Origin of the sequence: Sedimentitalea todarodis, from assembly GCF_032595355.1 — a bacterium.
In the GTDB taxonomy this organism is placed as follows: Bacteria; Pseudomonadota; Alphaproteobacteria; order Rhodobacterales; family Rhodobacteraceae; genus Sedimentitalea; species Sedimentitalea todarodis.
Genome location: NZ_JASMWN010000004.1, coordinates 221611 through 238593, shown reverse-complemented (window position 1 = coordinate 238593; position 16983 = coordinate 221611). Strand labels below are relative to the sequence as shown.

The window sequence follows — 16983 nt, the reverse complement described above, 5'->3', positions numbered from 1 at the left end:
GATCCGTCGATGCGCGGATCACAGCCGCCCGAGGCGTTCGGTGAGCAGATCAAAGAACCCGTCCGCATCGAGGTCACCCATGAACATGGCATTGGGGGCGCGGTCGGTGACACGCCACCAGTCGGCGACCGTCATTCCCATCGTCAGTTCCGACCGCGTTTCGATCTCGACATTTACATGCCGTCCGGTGAACAGGTCGGGCCGGATCAGATAGGCCGTGACACAGGGATCATGCAGTGGCGCGCCAGCGGTACCGTATTTTTCCTTGTCAAACCGCTCGAAAAAGTCGGTCATGTCGGCAACCGCCGTCCCGACCCGCGTGCCAAGGGCGCGGAAGGCATCGTTGCGCGCGCGCGTCACCAGCGCCTTGTGCGTGACATCCAGCGGCATCACTGTGATTTCGGCGCCGGATTTGAGCACGATATCAGCCGCTTGCGGGTCGACGTAAATGTTGAATTCTGCCGCAGGCGTGATGTTTCCGACCTCGAAATAGGCCCCGCCCATCAGCACGATTTCCGCCACGCGGCCCACGATGTCAGGCGCTTTCTCAAAGGCCATCGCGATGTTGGTGAGCGGACCCAGCGGGCAAAGCGTCACCGCGCCGCTGTCTTCGCTGCGCAAGGTCTGGATGATGAAATCAACCGCATGATCCTGCTGCAAGGGCATGGTCGGGTCGGGAAGGACGGGCCCGTTCAGCCCGGTCTTGCCATGCACATGCTCGGCCGTGACAAGTGGGCGGCCAAGCGGCCGGTCACAGCCCGCATAAACCGGTACATCCGTCCGTCCGGCCAGTTCACAGACGATGCGGGCGTTCCTGGCGGTCAGCGCCAGCGGCACGTTTCCGGCAACGGCGGTGATGCCCAGTACCTCGATTTCATCCGGGCTGGCCAGCGCCAGCAATATTGCCACCGCATCGTCCTGTCCGGGGTCGGTGTCGATGATGATCTTGCATGCGCCCATGTCTGCCTCTTGCATCTGCCAGACACAGAGAGTGTCAAGGCGGCCCGAATTTGTCCAGAAGCCGATTGCACGCTGACGCGGCTTCGCCCATCTTCGCGCCCATGACAAAGCCCGTTCTGATCCATGCAGGTGCGCATCGCACCGGAACCAGTTCGTTTCAGCTGTGCCTGCACGAGAATCGCGCGGTGCTGGATCGGCACGGTTATGACATCGCCTATCCGGGGCGCGATGGGGTGCAGGGTGGCAATTTGCGCCTTCCGCTGCCCCGCCGGCGCCATGGAGAAAAGCGCATACCCCAATACGCGGAACAGGCGCGGGATGTGCTGGCGGCGCTCAGCCCGGAAGCGGGGCGGGGCCTGATCCTGTCGGAAGAGAACATTCCCGGCCCGATGCTGCATTTCTATCAAGGCCAGTTCTTTCCTGCGTCGCGCAAACGGTTTCTGTCACTGGCCGGTGCGCTGGAGGCCCCGCCGGTGCACGTGCTGTATGTCGTTCGATCCTACGCGGACCTCTTTGTCTCGGCCTATCGCAAGCGGGCCGAAGATAACCCGGTTGTTCCGTTTTCAGAGATCGTGCCGAATTTCTTGGCGATCGACCGAGGCTGGCCTGAATTGCTGAGCGAGATGCGCGACACGCTCGGTGCGGAAACGCTCACCGTACTGCCCTATGAGGGGCGTGGCAGCAGTTGCGCGTTGCTGAAACGACTGGTGCCGGGCCTTGTTGGCGAGGTTCTGGTCGAGCCGTCCCGCACCGTGAACCAGAGCGCGACCGACGCGGCGCTTGAGGCCTTGCAGGCGCGGTATCGGGCGGGCGAAACGCTCCCCCGCAGGGTCTGGCAGGGCATCTTGCAGGACAATTTGGAAAAAACCGACCGGACGGGATTCGCGGCGTTTCCCGAGGCCGAGCGGCGGGAATTGCAGGCGCGTTATGACATGGATATCGCGCGGTTGAGCGAACTGGAGGGGATCAGCTTTCAGCCGACCACTCATCCCGTTTGACGGCATCCCAGAGCGCATCCATCTCGGCCAGATCGCTGTCTTGCGGAGATTTTCCCTGTTCCGCCAGTTTTGCCTCGACACCCTGAAAGCGACGGGTGAACTTGGCATTGGCGCGGCGCAGTGCCGCCTCCGGTTCGATACCAAGATGACGGGCGAGGTTGGCCATGACAAACAGCAGATCGCCAAATTCCTCTTCGACCTGATCCGCCTCCATCTGCTCCTGCGCCTCGGTCAGTTCGGCGGCTTCTTCGGTGATCTTGTCCAGCACATGCGACGCATCCGGCCAGTCAAACCCGACACGTGCGGCGCGTTTCTGCAGCTTGTGGGCCCGCAGCAATGCAGGCAAGCCCACCGCGACACCGTCCAGCGTGCCCTGTTGTGCCTTGCCCGCCCGTTCCGCGGCCTTGATTGCCTCCCAATCGGCGGTCTGCTGCTCGGCCGACTTGTCGCGGGACTCCTCGCCAAATACATGCGGATGCCGCGCCACCATCTTGTCCGAGATCGCGCGCACCACCGATTGAAAGTCGAAATGCCCGGCCTCTTCGCCCATCTGTGTGTGATAGACGGTCTGCAACAACAGGTCGCCCAATTCGCCCTCCATCTCGTCCCAGGCACCCCGGTCGATGGCGTCGGCAACCTCATACGCCTCTTCGATCGTGTAGGGGGCAATCGAGGCAAAATCCTGTTCGATATCCCACGGACAACCGGTTGCAGGATCCCGAAGGCGGCGCATGATTTCAAGCAGCCGCTCGATTCCTGCAGTCTGGTCATGGATCAACGGATCATCGGGCATTGCGGCGGCCTTTGTTCTTGTGTCAGATGCATCATCCACCCCGCGAGACAGGAGTCCAGCCCATGCCCATTGTGAACCGCATCGCCGATTTTTCGGCGGACATGACAGAATGGCGACGGCATCTCCATACCATTCCCGAACTGGGGTTCGATTGTCCCAAGACCGCCGCATTCATTGCCGAGCGGTTGCGGGAATTTGGCGTTGATGCAGTGCACGAGGGGATTGCGCAGACGGGGATCGTGGCGCTGATCGAGGGCAGTGAGCCGGGACCGACCATCGGGTTGCGCGCGGACTTTGATGCGCTGCCAATTCACGAGGAAACCGAAGTCGACTATGCCAGCACCCATCCAGGCAAGATGCACGCCTGCGGTCATGACGGACACACCACGATGCTGCTGGGCGCGGCGCGCTACCTGGCGGAAACCCGGAGATTCGCGGGCCGCGTTGCGCTGATCTTTCAGCCGGCCGAAGAGTCCGGGGGCGGCGCAGATGTCATGGTACAGGAAGGCATCCTGGATCGTTTCGACATTTCCGAAGTCTATGCGCTGCACAATGCGCCGGGGTTCGAACCGGGGGGGTTCTACACCACGCCCGGCCCGCTCATGGCGGCGGTGGATACGTTTCACATCGACATACAAGGCGTCGGGGGGCACGGGGCCATGCCGCATGAAACCTGTGATCCGGTGATCGCGGCCTGTGGCATCGCGCAGGCGATCCAGACCATCGTCAGCCGAAATCACTATGCGCTGGACGATCTGGTGGTGTCGGTGACGCAAATCCATACCGGCACCGTGGACAACGTGATCCCCGATACGGCCTATCTCAACGGCACGGTGCGCACCTTTGACCCGCGTGTTCAGCAGATGGTGCAAGAGCGCATGACCGCCATCGTTGCCGGACACGCGGCGAGCTATGGCGTCACTGCAGAACTGCGATACGATATCGGATATCCGGCGACGATCAACGATAGCGATAAGGCGGGGTTCGCCGCTGACATCGCGCGCGAGATCTCGGGTGAGAACCGGGTCGTGGCCGATGCGGGCCGCGAGATGGGGGCAGAGGATTTTGCCTATATGCTCCTGAAACGACCCGGCGCCTATCTGTTCCTGGGGCAGGGCGACACCGCGGGCCTGCATCATCCCAAGTACAATTTCAACGACGAGGTTGCCCCGGTCGGAGCATCGTTCTTTGCCCGGCTGGTCGAACGGGCGCAGCCACTGGTCATGGCAGAGGGGGCATAAATGGCACTGGAAGACGCAAAGACCCAAGTAGATCAGGCGTTTACGCGCGAGGATCTGCGGGGATTGTCATTCGAGAACGCCTTTGGCGGTGCGACGTCATTCTTGCGGCGGCGCTATAGCAAGGACCTGAGCGGCGCCGACATCGCGGTGACCGGCATTCCCTTTGATCAAGCGGTGACCAACCGCCCCGGAACCCGCCTTGGCCCGCGTGCCATCCGCGAGGCCAGCGCGCTGCAGGCGTTTGATCCGCCCTATGGCTGGCCCATTGATGTGCTGAGCGATCTGTCCATTGTCGACTATGGTGACATGGCGTTTGACTATGCGGATGTTCCGGCCTTTCCCGATCGGCTGACCGCGCATATTCGTGGCATTCTGGAGGCCGGGGTCGCCTCGGTCACTCTGGGCGGAGATCACTACATCAGCTTTCCGATTCTCAAGGCCTATGCCGAGAAGTTCGGCCCGATGTCGCTGCTGCAGTTTGATGCCCATACCGACACATGGCCCGACGATGACATGTCGCGCGTCGATCACGGGACGATGTTCTACAAAGCAGTGAAGTCCGGCCTCGTCGATCCTGCGCGCTCGGTACAGGTCGGTATTCGCACGGTGAACGATGATCCGCTGGGTGTGAACATCATCGACGCCCGCGAGGTGCACGAGATCGGCCCAAAGGCGGTCGCGGCGAAGATCAAGTCGATCCTTGGCGATCATCCCACCTATCTCAGCTTTGACATAGACGGCCTCGATCCCGCCTATGCACCCGGCACCGGCACCCCGGTCTGGGGCGGTATGACCACTGCGCAGGTGGCGGTGATCCTGCGCGAAATCGCGGGGATCAACATCAAGGGCGGCGATGTCGTCGAAGTCTCGCCACCGTTTGATACCACCGGCGCAACCGCCATCGCCGGAGCCCATGTGGCGACCGAGATCCTGTGTCTCCTGGGGTGGAACAAACTTGCATGAGCGACAAGAACCAACCGATCAGCGGCAATGACCTCGCCCGGTTCTCGGGGCCAAACACGTTCATGCGGTTGCCCGCAGTCAATGCGTTGGACGGGCTGGACGTCGCGATTCTCGGCATTCCGATGGATATCGGCACCTCCTGGCGGTCGGGCACGCGGTTCGGACCCAAGCAGATCCGCGCCGAGAGCGCGATGATCCGGCCCTACAACATGGCGACAGGGGCGGCCCCGTTCGAGAGCCTTCAGGTTGCGGATATCGGTGATCTCGCCATCAATACGTTCTCGCTGGCAGATAGTCTTCGGATCATTTCAGAGAGCTACGATGCAATTCTCACCCATGATGTGATCCCGATGGCCATGGGCGGGGACCATTCGATCACCTTGCCGATCCTGCGCGCAATCGCCCGCAAGCATGGTCCCGTCGCACTGGTCCATGTCGATGCCCATGCGGATGTGAACGAAGATATGTTCGGTGAACGGGAAACCCATGGGACCGTATTTCGCCGTGCCTATGAAGAAGGGCTCATCCAGCCCGACAAGACCTATCAGATCGGCCTGCGCGGCAGCGGGTATGCGGCATCGGATTTCACCGAGGCGCAGGGCTGGGGCTTTCAGCAGTTTCCGGCGTGCGACCTCTGGCACCGTTCACTTTCGGATCTGGGGGCGGAAATTCGCCGCGATATCGGTGACAGGCCGACCTATGTGACCTATGATATCGACAGCCTCGATCCTTCATACGCACCGGGCACCGGCACGCCCGAAATCGGCGGGTTGACGACGCCGCAGGCAATGGAGTTGATCTGGTCGCTGGCCGACATAAATATAGTAGGCTGTGATCTGGTCGAGGTGTCGCCGCCTTATGACACGTCGGGCAACACGGCGCTGACGGGGGCGAATCTGCTGTATGAACTGCTCTGCGTGTTGCCCGGCGTCGCACGGCGCTAACTTGTTTGGTTTGCGGGAGCGGAATGAGACGACTGATGGTGATTGTATGGTTGGGTGTGACTCTCGTGGTTGTCGCGATGGGATACATCAGGCTCGCACCCAGCGACCCGGTCATCTGGCACCGGATGCCCGACGTGCCACAGGTCAAGGACTTTGCGAACGGGGTGATCCGCGTGGTCGAGACCGGCCCCAACGGGCTGGAAGACCTGAATGCGATCATCGCCACGACTCCACATACCGAACTGATGTTCGGATCCGTCGAGGGCGGCATGGTCACCTATGTCACCCGATCTGTCGTCTTCGGCTTTCCGGATTACACCACCGCGCGCCAAACCGGCGATACGCTTGAAATCTATGGACGGTCGCGGTTCGGGAAGTCAGATCTTGGTGTGAACCGTGCGCGCGTCGAGGGTTGGATCGATGCTCTGCAGGCGCGATGATAGGCAGCCTTTGCTGACCTCCCGCCACATGGGCACATTCAGCGACATCTGGCATTGCGCCATGAACATGCGGCCGTCGACCTGCAGGCAGATGGTTTCACCCAGGTCGACACGCGCGCCGCTCTTGTCGGTGCAATAACAGTCCTGCACCTTGCCGCCGGGTCCGGTCACATCGGCAAGGGCAGGGGATGCGCTTGCCAGCATCGTCAGTAGAAAAAACCGTCTCATGAGCAAATCCTACCATAGGCTGCCTCTTGACCAAAGACCCCTGATATAAGAAACCCCGCAGATGGTCCCAGAAGAACGCCTAGAACAGATCAACCAACGGTTTCAGTTCCTTGAGGCCGCGATGGCCGATGGGTCAAGCGGCGGCGACATTGCCACGCTGGCCAAGGAGTATTCCGACCTGCGCCCGGTGGTCGAACAGATCGAAGCCTACCGTCGCTTGCGCGCGGAATTGGCCGAGGCCGAGACGATGCTGGCCGATCCCGACATGAAGGAGCTGGCCGCGGAAGAACTGCCGGTCCTGCGCGCCCGCCTCCCGGAAGCGGAACATGCCCTCCAGCTCAGCCTGCTGCCTCGCGATGCGGCGGATGCCAGGCCGGCGATGCTCGAGATCCGGCCCGGAACCGGTGGCGACGAGGCGGCATTGTTCGCCGCAGACCTGCTGCGGATGTACCAGCGGTACACCGAAGCGCGCGGCTGGGGCTTTGATATCATCGAAGAACAGGTAACCGAACTGGGCGGGATCAAGGAGGTCGTGGCCCATATCAAAGGCACGAACGTGTTTGCCCGGATGAAGTACGAAAGCGGCGTGCATCGCGTGCAGCGGGTGCCGACAACCGAAAGCGGCGGGCGCATTCATACCTCGGCCGCCACGGTCGCGGTGCTTCCCGAAGCAGAAGACGTGGATATTCAGATCGATGCGAATGACCTGCGCATCGACACCATGCGAAGTTCCGGTGCCGGGGGGCAGCATGTGAACACCACCGATTCTGCGGTGCGCATTACCCATCTGCCGACGGGGATCGTGGTCACCAGTTCCGAGAAGAGTCAGCACCGCAATCGCGAGATCGCCATGCAGGTGCTCAAGACTCGGCTGTATGATCTGGAGCGCCAGAGGGTCGACAGTGAACGGTCCGCCGACCGGGCCGCGCAGGTTGGCAGCGGTGACCGTTCCGAACGCATCCGCACCTATAATTTCCCCCAAGGCCGCATGACCGATCACCGTATCAACCTGACGCTCTACAAGCTCGATCAGGTGATGCAGGGCGATCTGGAGGAGGTGATCGACGCTCTGACCGCTGACGATCAAGCGCGGATGCTCGCCGAGATGGGCGCGTGACGACCGCCGCCCAGGCAATGGTGGCCGCGACGGCGCGGCTGCGCGCCGCCGGGATTGCAGAGCCGGCGCGGGATGCACGTGTTCTGCTGGCGCATGCCGCGCGGGTCGATGCGGCCCGTGTGACCCTGATCGCGCCCGAGGATCTGGCACCGGACATTGGCGAGCGCTACGAACAGCTGATTTCCCTGCGCGCCATTCGCGTGCCCGTGTCGCATCTGGTGGGCGAGCGGCAATTCTATGGCCGCAGGTTCAAGATCACCGCCGATGTACTCGATCCGCGACCGGAGACCGAAACCCTGATCGAGGCCGCGCTGTCGCAGCCGTTCTCAAGGATGCTCGATCTGGGCGTCGGGTCCGGCTGCATTCTGGTCACGTTGCTGGCAGAGAACCCGCAATCGACGGGGCTGGGGGTCGACCTGAGCGAAGCCGCCTGTCTGCAGGCGAGCGCCAATGTCATCCTGCATCATGTTGAGAACCGTGCAGAGATCCTGCGGTCGGACTGGTTTGGTGCGGTTTCGGGGTCATTTGATCTGATCGTGTCGAACCCACCCTATATCGCGCAGGACGAGATGCCCGAATTGCAGGCGGAAGTGCGACAGCATGAACCAGAGATGGCGCTCACCGATGGTGGCGACGGGCTGGGGGCCTATCGGTCCATTGCCGCGCGCGCGGCGGATCACCTGCGACCCGGGGGCCGGTTGTTGCTGGAGATTGGCCCGACACAGGCCGATGCGGTCATCGCCCTGCTGGACGATGCCGGATTGATCGAGCCGGGTGTGATTCATGATCTTGATGGCCGACCGCGTGTCATTCAGGCCCGTGCAGCCTGACTCATCGATCCTCTGCGACCCAAAAGCACCGATTTTAGGCAAAAAGACGCGAAATATGCTTGGAAAGGCTTGTCTGTGCCTGCCGGACATGGTTACTCAGGGGTGTTGCCCCGACAGATGCTCTTGCAGCACGCGTGCAACGCCAAGCCCAAAAAGTCGGTGATCCGGTGTTTACTTGAACGCACGAGGCGTGAAGCGGATCAAAAGACAGCGAGTACAAGGCTGACATTAAGCATATGAGATCGTCCAAATCACGTTCGCGGTCAAAGTCGAACCGCAACCGCTCGCAGGGTGGTGGAAATGTCATCAACCGCGTTTTTGACAGTTCCGGCCCTGAGGGAAAAGTGCGTGGTACGCCACAGCAGATCATCGAGAAATACAATCAGTTGGCGCGTGATGCGCAACTGGGCAATGATCGCGTCGCGACCGAGAACTTTCAGCAGCACGCCGAGCATTACCTGCGTTTGCTGAGTGAAGCACAGCGGGAAATGGACAACCGGCGTGAAGAGCAGGAACGTCAGAACCGAGAAAGGCAGGCCGAGCGTGATCGTGAACGCGCCGAGCGCCAGGAACGCGAGGCGGCCGCTGCGGTGACCCAACCACAGGCCGCACCGCAGCCATCAGAACCAAAGTCTGCACCGCAGCCAGCCGACCCCGGCAACGCGCCGCAGCCCGATGTCCTGGATCTGGGCAGCGCCGATTCCGGGGATAGCGGTCTGGTGGAAACGCCCGAAAGCAAACCCAAGAAACCGACGCGGAAACCACGTACACGTAAACCCGCACCCAAGGCAGATGATTCGGGCAGCGCGGAAGCGCCTGCCCAGAAGGCCGCTGCGACGAGCAGGAAGCCGAAGGCTACGGCAGAAGCAGAGACCGCGGCCAAGCCGGACGGCAACCCCGAAGCCGCCGAATAGGATCCCTGCGCGTCAGCTGTCAAAGCTGCGCGCAAGTGCGCAAAACCCCTCCAGCGGCACCTGTTCGGCCCGATCCGTTGGTCGCAGGCCAACCGATTGCAAGCGGTCCTCGATATCCGGGGCCAGCCCCTTGAGCGCGGCACGCAGCATCTTGCGGCGCTGATTGAAGGCGGCGGCCACGATCCTCTCCAATGTCCTGGGATTCGCCGGAAAGCGTGGCTCGGGCAGGGCGGTCAAATGCACGACCGCGCTCGAAACCTTGGGCGGCGGAGTAAACGCGCCGGGGGGCAGGCTCATCGCGATACGGGTGTCTGCGCGCCACTGTGCCAGAATAGCCAAACGCCCATAGGTCTTGCTACCCGGCTGCGCCACGATCCGCTCGGCCACTTCGCGCTGAAACATCAGGGTCAGGCTCTGCCAGAAGGGGGGCCAGATTGGCGGTGTCAGCCAGCGCACCAGCAATTCTGTACCGACATTGTAGGGCAGGTTCGCGGCCACCCGGACCGGTGATGTCAGATGCGCCATCGGATCGATCAGGAGCGCGTCACCTTCCACGATCTTGAGACGTCCGGGATAGGCCGCCGCAATTTCCCGCAGTGCAGGAATACAGCGGCTGTCCTTTTCCACGGCCAGCACTTTGCGCGCGCCCTGGGTGAGCAGGCCACGGGTCAGCCCGCCGGGGCCCGGTCCGATTTCCAGCACATCACAGTCAGCGAGATCGCCGGCCTGCCGCGCGATTTTTGCGGTCAGGTTCAGATCGAGAAGGAAGTTCTGACCCAGGGATTTGCGGGCTGAAAGCTGGTGCGTGGCAATGACCTCGCGCAGGGGCGGCAGGCTGTCTATGGCGCTCATGAGGTGGTTCCAGTGTCGCAATCGGCGATGGGGTCAGAAAGGGCACCTGTTGACCGCAGCGCCATGGTCCGAGCGCATTTGAGTGCCTCTATCAGGCTGGCAGGATTCGCAAGCCCATGGCCTGCAATGTCAAACGCGGTGCCGTGATCGGGCGACGTGCGGACAAAGGGCAGGCCAAGCGTGATATTGACGCCCAGATCAAAATCCAGCGTCTTGATCGGGATCAGCGCCTGATCGTGATACATCGCGACCACGGCGTCGTACTTTGCGCGCGCGGCGGCATGAAACAGCGTGTCCGCGGGGTGTGGCCCGGTCAGCGTCAGAGCATCGCTTGCGAGGTCCCGGATCAGCGGTGCGATCCATATGTGTTCTTCATCGCCCATGGCGCCGCCTTCGCCGGCATGGGGGTTCAGCCCGGCCACCGCAATGCGCGGATGGCTGATGCCGAATTGCTGTCGCAATCCGTCCGCCGTGATCGCAATGGTGTCGCGCAAGAGTTCCGGTGTCAGAACGCGGGGCACGTCGGCAAGAGCGATGTGAATGGTGGTCGGCACCACCCGAAGCCGATCACTGGCCAGCATCATCACGACCCGTACGCGCCCTGCAAGGGCGGCCAGAAACTCGGTATGGCCGGGATAGGCAAACGCGGCACCGTCAATCAGCACCTTCTTGCTGATCGGTGCGGTGCAGACCGCACTGGCCTCGCCCGATTGCACCAGCGCCACCGCGCGCTCGATTACCTCGATGACACCCTGCGCATTGCGCAATTCCGGGGTGCCGGGTGTGGACGGTGCAAAAAAACGGTGCGCCAGCACGGGCAATCCGCGCGAAATGGCACCACTTGCCTGATTCGGAGCAGAAATCTCGACGATAGGCGTATCACGGGGGAGGTGGCGCGGATCCCCGATCCAGAAGAATGGACAACCCTTGCCGAGTTCCTGCCACGCCTTGACCGCCAGTTCCGGGCCAATCCCGGCGGGGTCCCCGCAGGTCAGCGCGATTGGCGGCATCATCGTTCGACGATGATCGCTTCGGCTTCAAGCTGATCCAGATAGCTGTCGGCATAGGCTCTCAGTTTCTGCTGAACAAGCGACTGCGCGACCTGCTCACGGGTGGCTTCCTCGTTTGCCTCGGCAGTGCGTCCGCACGCCATCAGCAGCACCAGCGTCTGGCCGTTCGACCTGGTCAGCGCTGTGGAGATCTCGCCTTCGTCCAACTTCGCCAGTTCGACGGCGACATCGCGTGGTATCTCTGATGGCTTCTGGCTCAGCATTTCCAACTGTGTCGCTGGCTGGTTCTTGGCAACGCCGTAGAGATCGTCACAGGTGTCGACGTCATTGGCAATGCGCGCGGCCCTGCCCAGAGCCTCGGGTGTTCGCCCACCGGGGAGGTAGTAGAGCGCATAATCAATCGTCGAATAGCGTGGCGTGGCGACAGCACTTTCCTTGATGGCGCGCAGCTGAAACAGAGCGACCGCTTCGGGCAGTGGAATGGGGGCGGTTACCTCGCCCGGCGTCAGATCAAGGATCAGTGGCCGCAGTCCCGGTGGCAGATCAGTGAGATTGATCCAATCCATCCGCCCGCCATTGGCACGGGTCTGGGTGGCAGAATACTTGCCGGCGGCTTCGGAAAAGGCGTCATAGCTGCGGATTTGCGATAGCTGCAACGCCAGTTCGTCGACCTGTTCCTGCGTTTGTGGGGTCACCGGGATGATGAGCTCCGACAGGAGCACGCGCAGGCCGCCGCCGCCGCCGCTACCGATCGCACGATCGATTTCCGCTTCGCTCGGTCGTGCAAGTGACAAGAAGCGGGCACGGATCAGATTGCGCCAGGCGACATTCACCTTGGCAAAGTCGCGCAGGGTTTCGACCGAGACGCCACCTTGTTCCAGAGCCTTGACGAATTCCTCGGGCGACAAATCGGTCCGCGACGAAAGTTCCTCGATCCCTCCCTCGATTTCTTCGGGCGTGACCTCGAGGCCTGCGGATATGGCGGCTTGCAGTTTCAACCGGTCTTCGATCAGCGCCTCGCGTGCCAGTTGCTCCGGGATGCCCGGAACAGCCAGCAGTTTCAGGAACTCGCTCCGCTGTTCAAGCTCGTAGCGGGTGATGACCTGATCGTTGACGGTGATCACCGGAGCAAACAGCCCCTGGGCGGTCGCACTGCCCGCAATTGCCGAAAGGACGATGCCGGCGAGAATACCGGCGCGCAAACGACTGGTCAGGGACGAGAATCGGAGAGGAAGGTTCAACTGCATGATCGCCTATATTTTTCTGTTCCACTGTCTACGGCAAAGCCGGCTAGCGAGATACTAAAGCTGAAATCGGTCGTGGGCTCAACACTTGAGGATGACGTATAATCGCGACGGAGCGAAAGATCGACCGTTACGCATTCATTGCGATAGACGACCCCAAATCCGGCCCGCGTGGCGCGGTGGTCGGAGATGTCATAGCGCAGGCTGGCACCCGCCGACCAGCTTTGATTGATGCCATAGGTGCCGTCGAACCACACTTCGGACAGCGGCGAGTCGCGGTCTTCCTCAAGATCGCTGCCCAGCCACAGATAGGTGCCGGCAAGGTTCAGCGAGTTATTGCTCCAGCTGCCGCGAACCTCTGCCTTGTTCATGCTGAGCGAATTGTCGATCAGCCCGCGCCCTGTCAGCATCAGCCCGCTATCATGCTGGAACTGACCCGCGATCAGGATCGAGGAGGACGTGCCAGACAACCCCGATGTATCGGTGAATGCTTCGTCCGCGGTCTTGCGGAAAACCTGGCCGATCGTTGCCCAGGCCTGCCATCCGGACGGCGCATAGCGCGCCCAGTTCAGCCCGTAGACCAGCGCCGCACCTTCCTCGCGCCGGTCGGGTCCCGGGAAACGGGACAGGGACAACAGGTTGCCCTGGTCGAACTCGACAAAGCGGCTCTCGATGTTCGGTGGGTTTTCGCCGTGCACGTCGCTCCAACCAAGTTGGACCACAGGCTCGAGGGATTGGGTGACACCGTTGCCCATGCTCTTGCTCATCGGATAGCTGAGGGTCAGCGCCGCGCGCGGTGTCGCGCGGATGATGTCGTCGGGATAGTCGCTGTCCTGATAGATCTTGAAGATGTCGCCAGACACGCCCATCTGCCAGTCGGTGCGCAGGCCATTGCCGGCGATCCATGTCCGGTGCCAATCGATATCAGCAGTGGCGCGCAGTACATCGCGCCCGTCGATATTGACATCGGAGAGCCGTTCATGCCCGTGGCCTTCGAAGTTCAGCCGCAATTCTCCGCCGATCGCCTTTGGGAAGTAACGCCGTTCGTAGAACACGTCGGCGAACCGGCTCGGCGTGGTCTCATCATCATTTTCGCGCAGCGACTGGTAGTGGATCAGGTCGACCTGAAAGGCGCTGTCGCGCTTGACCCGTGTCAGCGCGATCTCGCTGCGCAGGCGGTCGAGATCGGGCAGATCGTACTGTGACAGGTACGAGTCGTCCGAGACCAGCGCCAGGTCGAACCTCAGAGCAAAGTCACGAGGCAGATCGAAGGCACCGTATCCGAACAGGTAGCCGCGCGAGTCGCCGGGTTGAATGTCATCACGGGTATATGCGCCTTCGAAGCCGATCCTCCCCCTGCGAAAGGCCTGTCGATAGCGATAGTCGAGTGTTCGGGTGCGCGACGAGATATAAGGCGCGAGGGTCAAGTCGCGGGAGTCGCCCAGCGGGATGAAATAGGGCAGGCGTACGCCGGTACTCAACTGTGACGTTGTCCGCAACGATGGGATGAGAAATCCGCGCCCGCGCTCCAGCGTCGGATCGGGCAGCCGGAACCGTGGCAGGTACATCACTGGTACGTCGAGAATGCGGAACTGCGCATCTTCGAAATAGAGCTGCTTTTCCTCCTGGTCATGGATCACCTTGCGCGCCCGGATTTGCCAGAGTGGCGGACGTCCGTCCTCGCAGACATTGCACGAGGTGACGGCGGTCTTGAAGAGTTGGGTGTAGCGTCCGCTGACCCGGTTCATTTGCAGAGCCGCCATTTGCAACTGTTCATCCAGCACCATCCGTGCGCCGGTCAGCAAGCCGTTCTGAAAGTCGGAGTCGATTTCCGCGGCATTGGCCAGGATCACCATTTCGCCGCCGTCATCGATGCGGATCGGTCCTTCGATAGAGAGCGTTCCCGTCTCGCGATCAAACGTGATTCGCTCGGCGCGCAGGCGGGTCTGGCCCTGAAATGCCTCGACGTTGCCTTCGGCGACGAGTTGGCGGTCAGGTGTGATGAAAACGCTGTCCGCAACCAGCGTCGCCGGAAGCGTGTCGTCCACCACTCCGTCTTCGCCCTGCTGCGCCAAAGCGGGAAGAGCTGACCAGAAAGCTGCCAGCAGAAGTAGATTTCTTAGTGCATTACAGATCGCCTGCGTCATCCGTCTTCCGCATACAAGAGTAACCCGAGGGTGAGCAAGATCGACGCTATCGGCGGTGCCCAGGCGGCCAGCGTTACGGGGATCTGGCCATTCTCACCAAGTATTTGCGCAAAGTTTCGGATGAAGTACAGCCCGAAACCCAGCAAGACCGAGGCCAGAACCGCAACACCGGTGCCACCAAAGCGGGTATGGCGCATGGTGAAGGCGGCACCGACCAGGACCATGGCCACCAGAAACAATGGTCGCGCCAGTTCCGCTTGCAGCCAGACTTCCTGGCGCTTGGTGGCAAATCCGGCGCGCTTCAGTTCGCGAATGGTTTGCGGCAGGTCATAGATCGAGATGCCCGAGGGCCGTCCGATACTGTCGCGAATCCGCTCTTCGGTGAGGGTTGTCGGAATGCGCAGGACATCATAGGTGTCGGCGTTGGTTTCCGGGTTCAGGCCGGTGATGAGGGGCCAGACCTTTACGTCGCCCAATACCCACTCATCCTGTGTCAGCGTCGCGCTTTCCGCCCGGATCCGTCGGATCGGGCCATCGTTCGGTGCATATGCCAGTATGGTCACGTCATACAGAACCAGCATATCCTCGCCGCCGCCATAGCCGGTGGCGTGAATGACCGATTGCCCCCGCAGCGCACCCTGCCGCAACCAGAGACCCTCGCCACTAAGCGAGAGCGCCGAGGGGCCACCTGTGCGATAGGTGTCGGCCAGTTGCTGATACCGGTTCGAGGTTGCTGCAACGATCGGGTTCAACGTGCTGACCGCAAGCCCGCCGATGACCATTGCCACCATGATCGGAGCGGCCAATGCCCGGATGCCCGATCGTCCCGCGGCCCGCGTCACCACGAGTTCGCTGCTGCGGGCAAGACCGATGAACAGCACGATGGTGGACAGGATCATCAGCAGCGGCAGAATCTCATTGATCGCCGAGGGAGCATTCAGCAGTGTCAGTCGGAACAGTTTGCCAAAGCTGACGTCGATGCCCTCGAATTTCCTGAGTTGTTCGATCAGGTCGATCAACAGGATCAGCGTGAGAAACACGGCTCCGATCAGCAGGAAGCTGACAAGAAATCGCTTGGCGAAATACCGATCAAGGATCATGTCGCGGCCTCGGCAGGTGGCGCGATGCTGGCCTTTATCCTTCGCCGGCGCGGTCGTGAGGCAAGCCACAGAAACAAGGTCGCAATCATCAACCCCACAACCGTCGGCACATAGACCAGGGGCCACATCTTGGCATCCGCCAGAACCGGGTCCGACACGATCCCGCGCAATACCTCCAGAAACACAAGCAGCACGAAGGCCAGCAGGGCCTGCCGCCAGACACCAAACCGGGAGAAGCCGCCAAGGAGCAGTGTCGAGAACCCGATCAGCGTGACGGCAACACAGACCAGCGCACGGGCAAACCGCAGATGTAGCTCCTCTGCGAGTTGCCCCGCCGAATAGCCGTCGGTTCTGGATATGGACTCGGGCATGCGCATCAATTCGAGCGTGGGGATCGCACGAATGTTGCGGGTGCGGATATCGCTCTTGTTGATCAGAGAGCTGATGTCAAAGGAGAAATCGGCAAAAACTGTGGTCGAAAGCGTCTGTGCCGCGGTGTTCAGCATCTGGGCCAAACCATCCACCATGATCAGATTGGCGCGGTCGCCATCGCGCACCAGAAACGCCTCGGCCCCGGTATAGATCACGCTTTGGGCCGGATCGCGTTGGTCGGACAGGAAGACATCGTTCAACCGGCCATCCGGCTCGATCTGACGAATGTAGAAGGTGACCCCCTCGGTCGGGTGCAGAAAACTGCCTTCGGTCAACAATCGCGCGGTGACGTTGCGCGCAACCTCGGCTTCGCGGATCGCAAGCTGTTTGGTCGAGGCAGGCAACAGCACATGCGTCAGTATGCTCATCATCGCGGCGGCGAGCAATCCAAAGGCCAGCGCCGGACGCGCCAGCTGCCAGGGGCTTGAACCGGTGGCCTGCATCACCGTCAATTCGCTTTCGGAGTTCAGCCGGTTGGTGACATAGACCGACGCGGCAAAGGCCGCCATCGGCAGCACCATGCGGATGAGGTTGGGCAGGGTGAGGGCCGTGAATTCGAAAAACACCATGGCCGATTGGCCATCACCGATCAGCCGGTCAAACAGGACCACGGCCCGGTTGATCCAGAACACAGCCACGAGAATCAGCGAGAAAAAGCCGAATAACACCAGGTACTGCGACAGGACGTATCTGTCGTATCGTGACACCGCGCTCTCCCAGGTCGACTGCCAAATCCGTGTGCGCGACCCTAATGCAATTCCGTGGTCGCG

17 protein-coding genes are annotated in these 16983 nt (G+C 61.5%); 8 read left to right on the top strand and 9 right to left on the bottom strand.

Annotation, left to right across the window (positions count from 1 at the left end; all coding sequences use genetic code 11):
- Positions 1 to 18 precede the first annotated feature (18 nt).
- Entirely contained in the window at positions 19 to 960 is a 942-nt protein-coding gene (locus tag QO231_RS07960) for a nucleoside hydrolase (RefSeq protein ID WP_316774930.1), read from the bottom strand.
- Between the two features lie 101 nt (positions 961 to 1061).
- On the opposite strand from QO231_RS07960, the gene QO231_RS07955 reads away from it, so the two are divergent.
- Entirely contained in the window at positions 1062 to 1958 is an 897-nt protein-coding gene (locus tag QO231_RS07955) for a hypothetical protein (RefSeq protein WP_316774929.1), read from the top strand.
- Here QO231_RS07955 and mazG read toward each other — a convergent pair.
- Positions 1927 to 2751 (bottom strand): nucleoside triphosphate pyrophosphohydrolase, encoded by an 825-nt coding sequence (gene mazG / locus QO231_RS07950; RefSeq protein ID WP_316774928.1) that lies wholly within the window; start codon positions 2749 to 2751, stop codon positions 1927 to 1929. The genes QO231_RS07955 and mazG overlap by 32 nt on opposite strands.
- A 62-nt stretch (positions 2752 to 2813) precedes the next feature.
- Here mazG and QO231_RS07945 point away from each other — a divergent pair, with 62 nt between their 5' ends.
- The 4 genes from QO231_RS07945 to QO231_RS07930 are packed head-to-tail and all read left to right on the top strand — an operon-like array spanning position 2814 to position 6339.
- On the top strand, positions 2814 to 3992 hold the full coding sequence (locus QO231_RS07945; protein WP_316774927.1) for a M20 aminoacylase family protein: 1179 nt from the start codon (positions 2814 to 2816) through the stop codon (positions 3990 to 3992).
- Positions 3993 to 4955: an agmatinase gene (gene speB, locus QO231_RS07940; RefSeq protein ID WP_316774925.1), complete on the top strand. Its 963-nt coding sequence runs from the start codon at positions 3993 to 3995 to the stop codon at positions 4953 to 4955.
- Positions 4952 to 5899: an agmatinase gene (gene speB, locus QO231_RS07935; RefSeq protein ID WP_316774923.1), complete on the top strand. Its 948-nt coding sequence runs from the start codon at positions 4952 to 4954 to the stop codon at positions 5897 to 5899. Before speB (QO231_RS07940) ends, speB (QO231_RS07935) begins: the two co-directional genes overlap by 4 nt.
- 35 nt (positions 5900 to 5934) lie before the next feature.
- Entirely contained in the window at positions 5935 to 6339 is a 405-nt protein-coding gene (locus QO231_RS07930) for a DUF1499 domain-containing protein (RefSeq protein ID WP_316774921.1), read from the top strand.
- On the opposite strand, the gene QO231_RS07925 is transcribed toward QO231_RS07930, so the two are convergent.
- Positions 6277 to 6567 carry a hypothetical protein gene (locus tag QO231_RS07925; RefSeq protein ID WP_316774919.1) on the bottom strand — a complete coding sequence of 97 codons (291 nt, stop codon included), beginning with the start codon at positions 6565 to 6567 and terminating at the stop codon, positions 6277 to 6279. The two genes, QO231_RS07930 and QO231_RS07925, sit on opposite strands and share 63 nt — an antisense overlap.
- 61 nt (positions 6568 to 6628) lie before the next feature.
- Here QO231_RS07925 and prfA point away from each other — a divergent pair, with 61 nt between their 5' ends.
- The 3 genes from prfA (at position 6629) to QO231_RS07910 (ending at position 9428) form a co-directional block, all read left to right on the top strand.
- Positions 6629 to 7684: a peptide chain release factor 1 gene (prfA, locus tag QO231_RS07920; protein ID WP_316774918.1), complete on the top strand. Its 1056-nt coding sequence runs from the start codon at positions 6629 to 6631 to the stop codon at positions 7682 to 7684.
- 17 nt (positions 7685 to 7701) lie between these two features.
- Positions 7702 to 8514: a peptide chain release factor N(5)-glutamine methyltransferase gene (gene prmC / locus QO231_RS07915; protein ID WP_316775007.1), complete on the top strand. Its 813-nt coding sequence runs from the start codon at positions 7702 to 7704 to the stop codon at positions 8512 to 8514.
- Between the two features lie 236 nt (positions 8515 to 8750).
- Positions 8751 to 9428: a DUF4167 domain-containing protein gene (locus QO231_RS07910; protein ID WP_316774917.1), complete on the top strand. Its 678-nt coding sequence runs from the start codon at positions 8751 to 8753 to the stop codon at positions 9426 to 9428.
- Positions 9429 to 9440: 12 nt separating this feature from the next.
- Here the strand turns inward: QO231_RS07910 and rsmA are convergent, their stop codons facing one another.
- Genes rsmA through lptF form a run of 6 tightly spaced genes read right to left on the bottom strand, consistent with a single transcriptional unit; the run spans position 9441 to position 16920 of the window.
- Positions 9441 to 10280, bottom strand: a complete 840-nt coding sequence (gene rsmA, locus QO231_RS07905) for a 16S rRNA (adenine(1518)-N(6)/adenine(1519)-N(6))-dimethyltransferase RsmA (protein WP_316774916.1) — start codon at positions 10278 to 10280, stop codon at positions 9441 to 9443.
- Positions 10277 to 11293 (bottom strand): 4-hydroxythreonine-4-phosphate dehydrogenase PdxA, encoded by a 1017-nt coding sequence (gene pdxA / locus QO231_RS07900; protein WP_316774915.1) that lies wholly within the window; start codon positions 11291 to 11293, stop codon positions 10277 to 10279. Before pdxA ends, rsmA begins: the two co-directional genes overlap by 4 nt.
- Positions 11290 to 12537 (bottom strand): peptidylprolyl isomerase, encoded by a 1248-nt coding sequence (locus tag QO231_RS07895; RefSeq protein WP_394356584.1) that lies wholly within the window; start codon positions 12535 to 12537, stop codon positions 11290 to 11292. The genes pdxA and QO231_RS07895 overlap by 4 nt, the downstream gene beginning before the upstream one ends.
- Positions 12528 to 14681 (bottom strand): LPS-assembly protein LptD, encoded by a 2154-nt coding sequence (locus tag QO231_RS07890; RefSeq protein WP_316774911.1) that lies wholly within the window; start codon positions 14679 to 14681, stop codon positions 12528 to 12530. The genes QO231_RS07895 and QO231_RS07890 overlap by 10 nt, the downstream gene beginning before the upstream one ends.
- The gene (gene lptG / locus QO231_RS07885) at positions 14678 to 15781 is read right to left on the bottom strand and encodes an LPS export ABC transporter permease LptG (protein WP_316774909.1); all 1104 of its coding nucleotides are present in this window, start codon (positions 15779 to 15781) and stop codon (positions 14678 to 14680) included. Before lptG ends, QO231_RS07890 begins: the two co-directional genes overlap by 4 nt.
- Positions 15778 to 16920 carry an LPS export ABC transporter permease LptF gene (lptF, locus tag QO231_RS07880; RefSeq protein ID WP_316774907.1) on the bottom strand — a complete coding sequence of 381 codons (1143 nt, stop codon included), beginning with the start codon at positions 16918 to 16920 and terminating at the stop codon, positions 15778 to 15780. Before lptF ends, lptG begins: the two co-directional genes overlap by 4 nt.
- Between the last annotated feature and the right edge of the window lie 63 nt (positions 16921 to 16983).

Excerpts from the sequence above, each read along its gene's own strand:
- QO231_RS07960 (WP_316774930.1), bottom strand. The coding sequence starts at position 960 with ATGGGCGCATGCAAGATCATCATCGACACCGACCCCGGACAGGACGAT.
- QO231_RS07955 (WP_316774929.1), top strand. The coding sequence starts at position 1,062 with ATGACAAAGCCCGTTCTGATCCATGCAGGTGCGCATCGCACCGGAACC.
- mazG (WP_316774928.1), bottom strand. The coding sequence starts at position 2,751 with ATGCCCGATGATCCGTTGATCCATGACCAGACTGCAGGAATCGAGCGG.
- QO231_RS07945 (WP_316774927.1), top strand. The coding sequence starts at position 2,814 with ATGCCCATTGTGAACCGCATCGCCGATTTTTCGGCGGACATGACAGAA.
- speB (WP_316774925.1), top strand. The coding sequence starts at position 3,993 with ATGGCACTGGAAGACGCAAAGACCCAAGTAGATCAGGCGTTTACGCGC.
- speB (WP_316774923.1), top strand. The coding sequence starts at position 4,952 with ATGAGCGACAAGAACCAACCGATCAGCGGCAATGACCTCGCCCGGTTC.
- QO231_RS07930 (WP_316774921.1), top strand. The coding sequence starts at position 5,935 with ATGGTGATTGTATGGTTGGGTGTGACTCTCGTGGTTGTCGCGATGGGA.
- QO231_RS07925 (WP_316774919.1), bottom strand. The coding sequence starts at position 6,567 with ATGAGACGGTTTTTTCTACTGACGATGCTGGCAAGCGCATCCCCTGCC.
- prfA (WP_316774918.1), top strand. The coding sequence starts at position 6,629 with ATGGTCCCAGAAGAACGCCTAGAACAGATCAACCAACGGTTTCAGTTC.
- prmC (WP_316775007.1), top strand. The coding sequence starts at position 7,702 with ATGGTGGCCGCGACGGCGCGGCTGCGCGCCGCCGGGATTGCAGAGCCG.
- QO231_RS07910 (WP_316774917.1), top strand. The coding sequence starts at position 8,751 with ATGAGATCGTCCAAATCACGTTCGCGGTCAAAGTCGAACCGCAACCGC.
- rsmA (WP_316774916.1), bottom strand. The coding sequence starts at position 10,280 with ATGAGCGCCATAGACAGCCTGCCGCCCCTGCGCGAGGTCATTGCCACG.
- pdxA (WP_316774915.1), bottom strand. The coding sequence starts at position 11,293 with ATGATGCCGCCAATCGCGCTGACCTGCGGGGACCCCGCCGGGATTGGC.
- QO231_RS07895 (WP_394356584.1), bottom strand. The coding sequence starts at position 12,537 with ATGCAGTTGAACCTTCCTCTCCGATTCTCGTCCCTGACCAGTCGTTTG.
- QO231_RS07890 (WP_316774911.1), bottom strand. The coding sequence starts at position 14,681 with ATGACGCAGGCGATCTGTAATGCACTAAGAAATCTACTTCTGCTGGCA.
- lptG (WP_316774909.1), bottom strand. The coding sequence starts at position 15,781 with ATGATCCTTGATCGGTATTTCGCCAAGCGATTTCTTGTCAGCTTCCTG.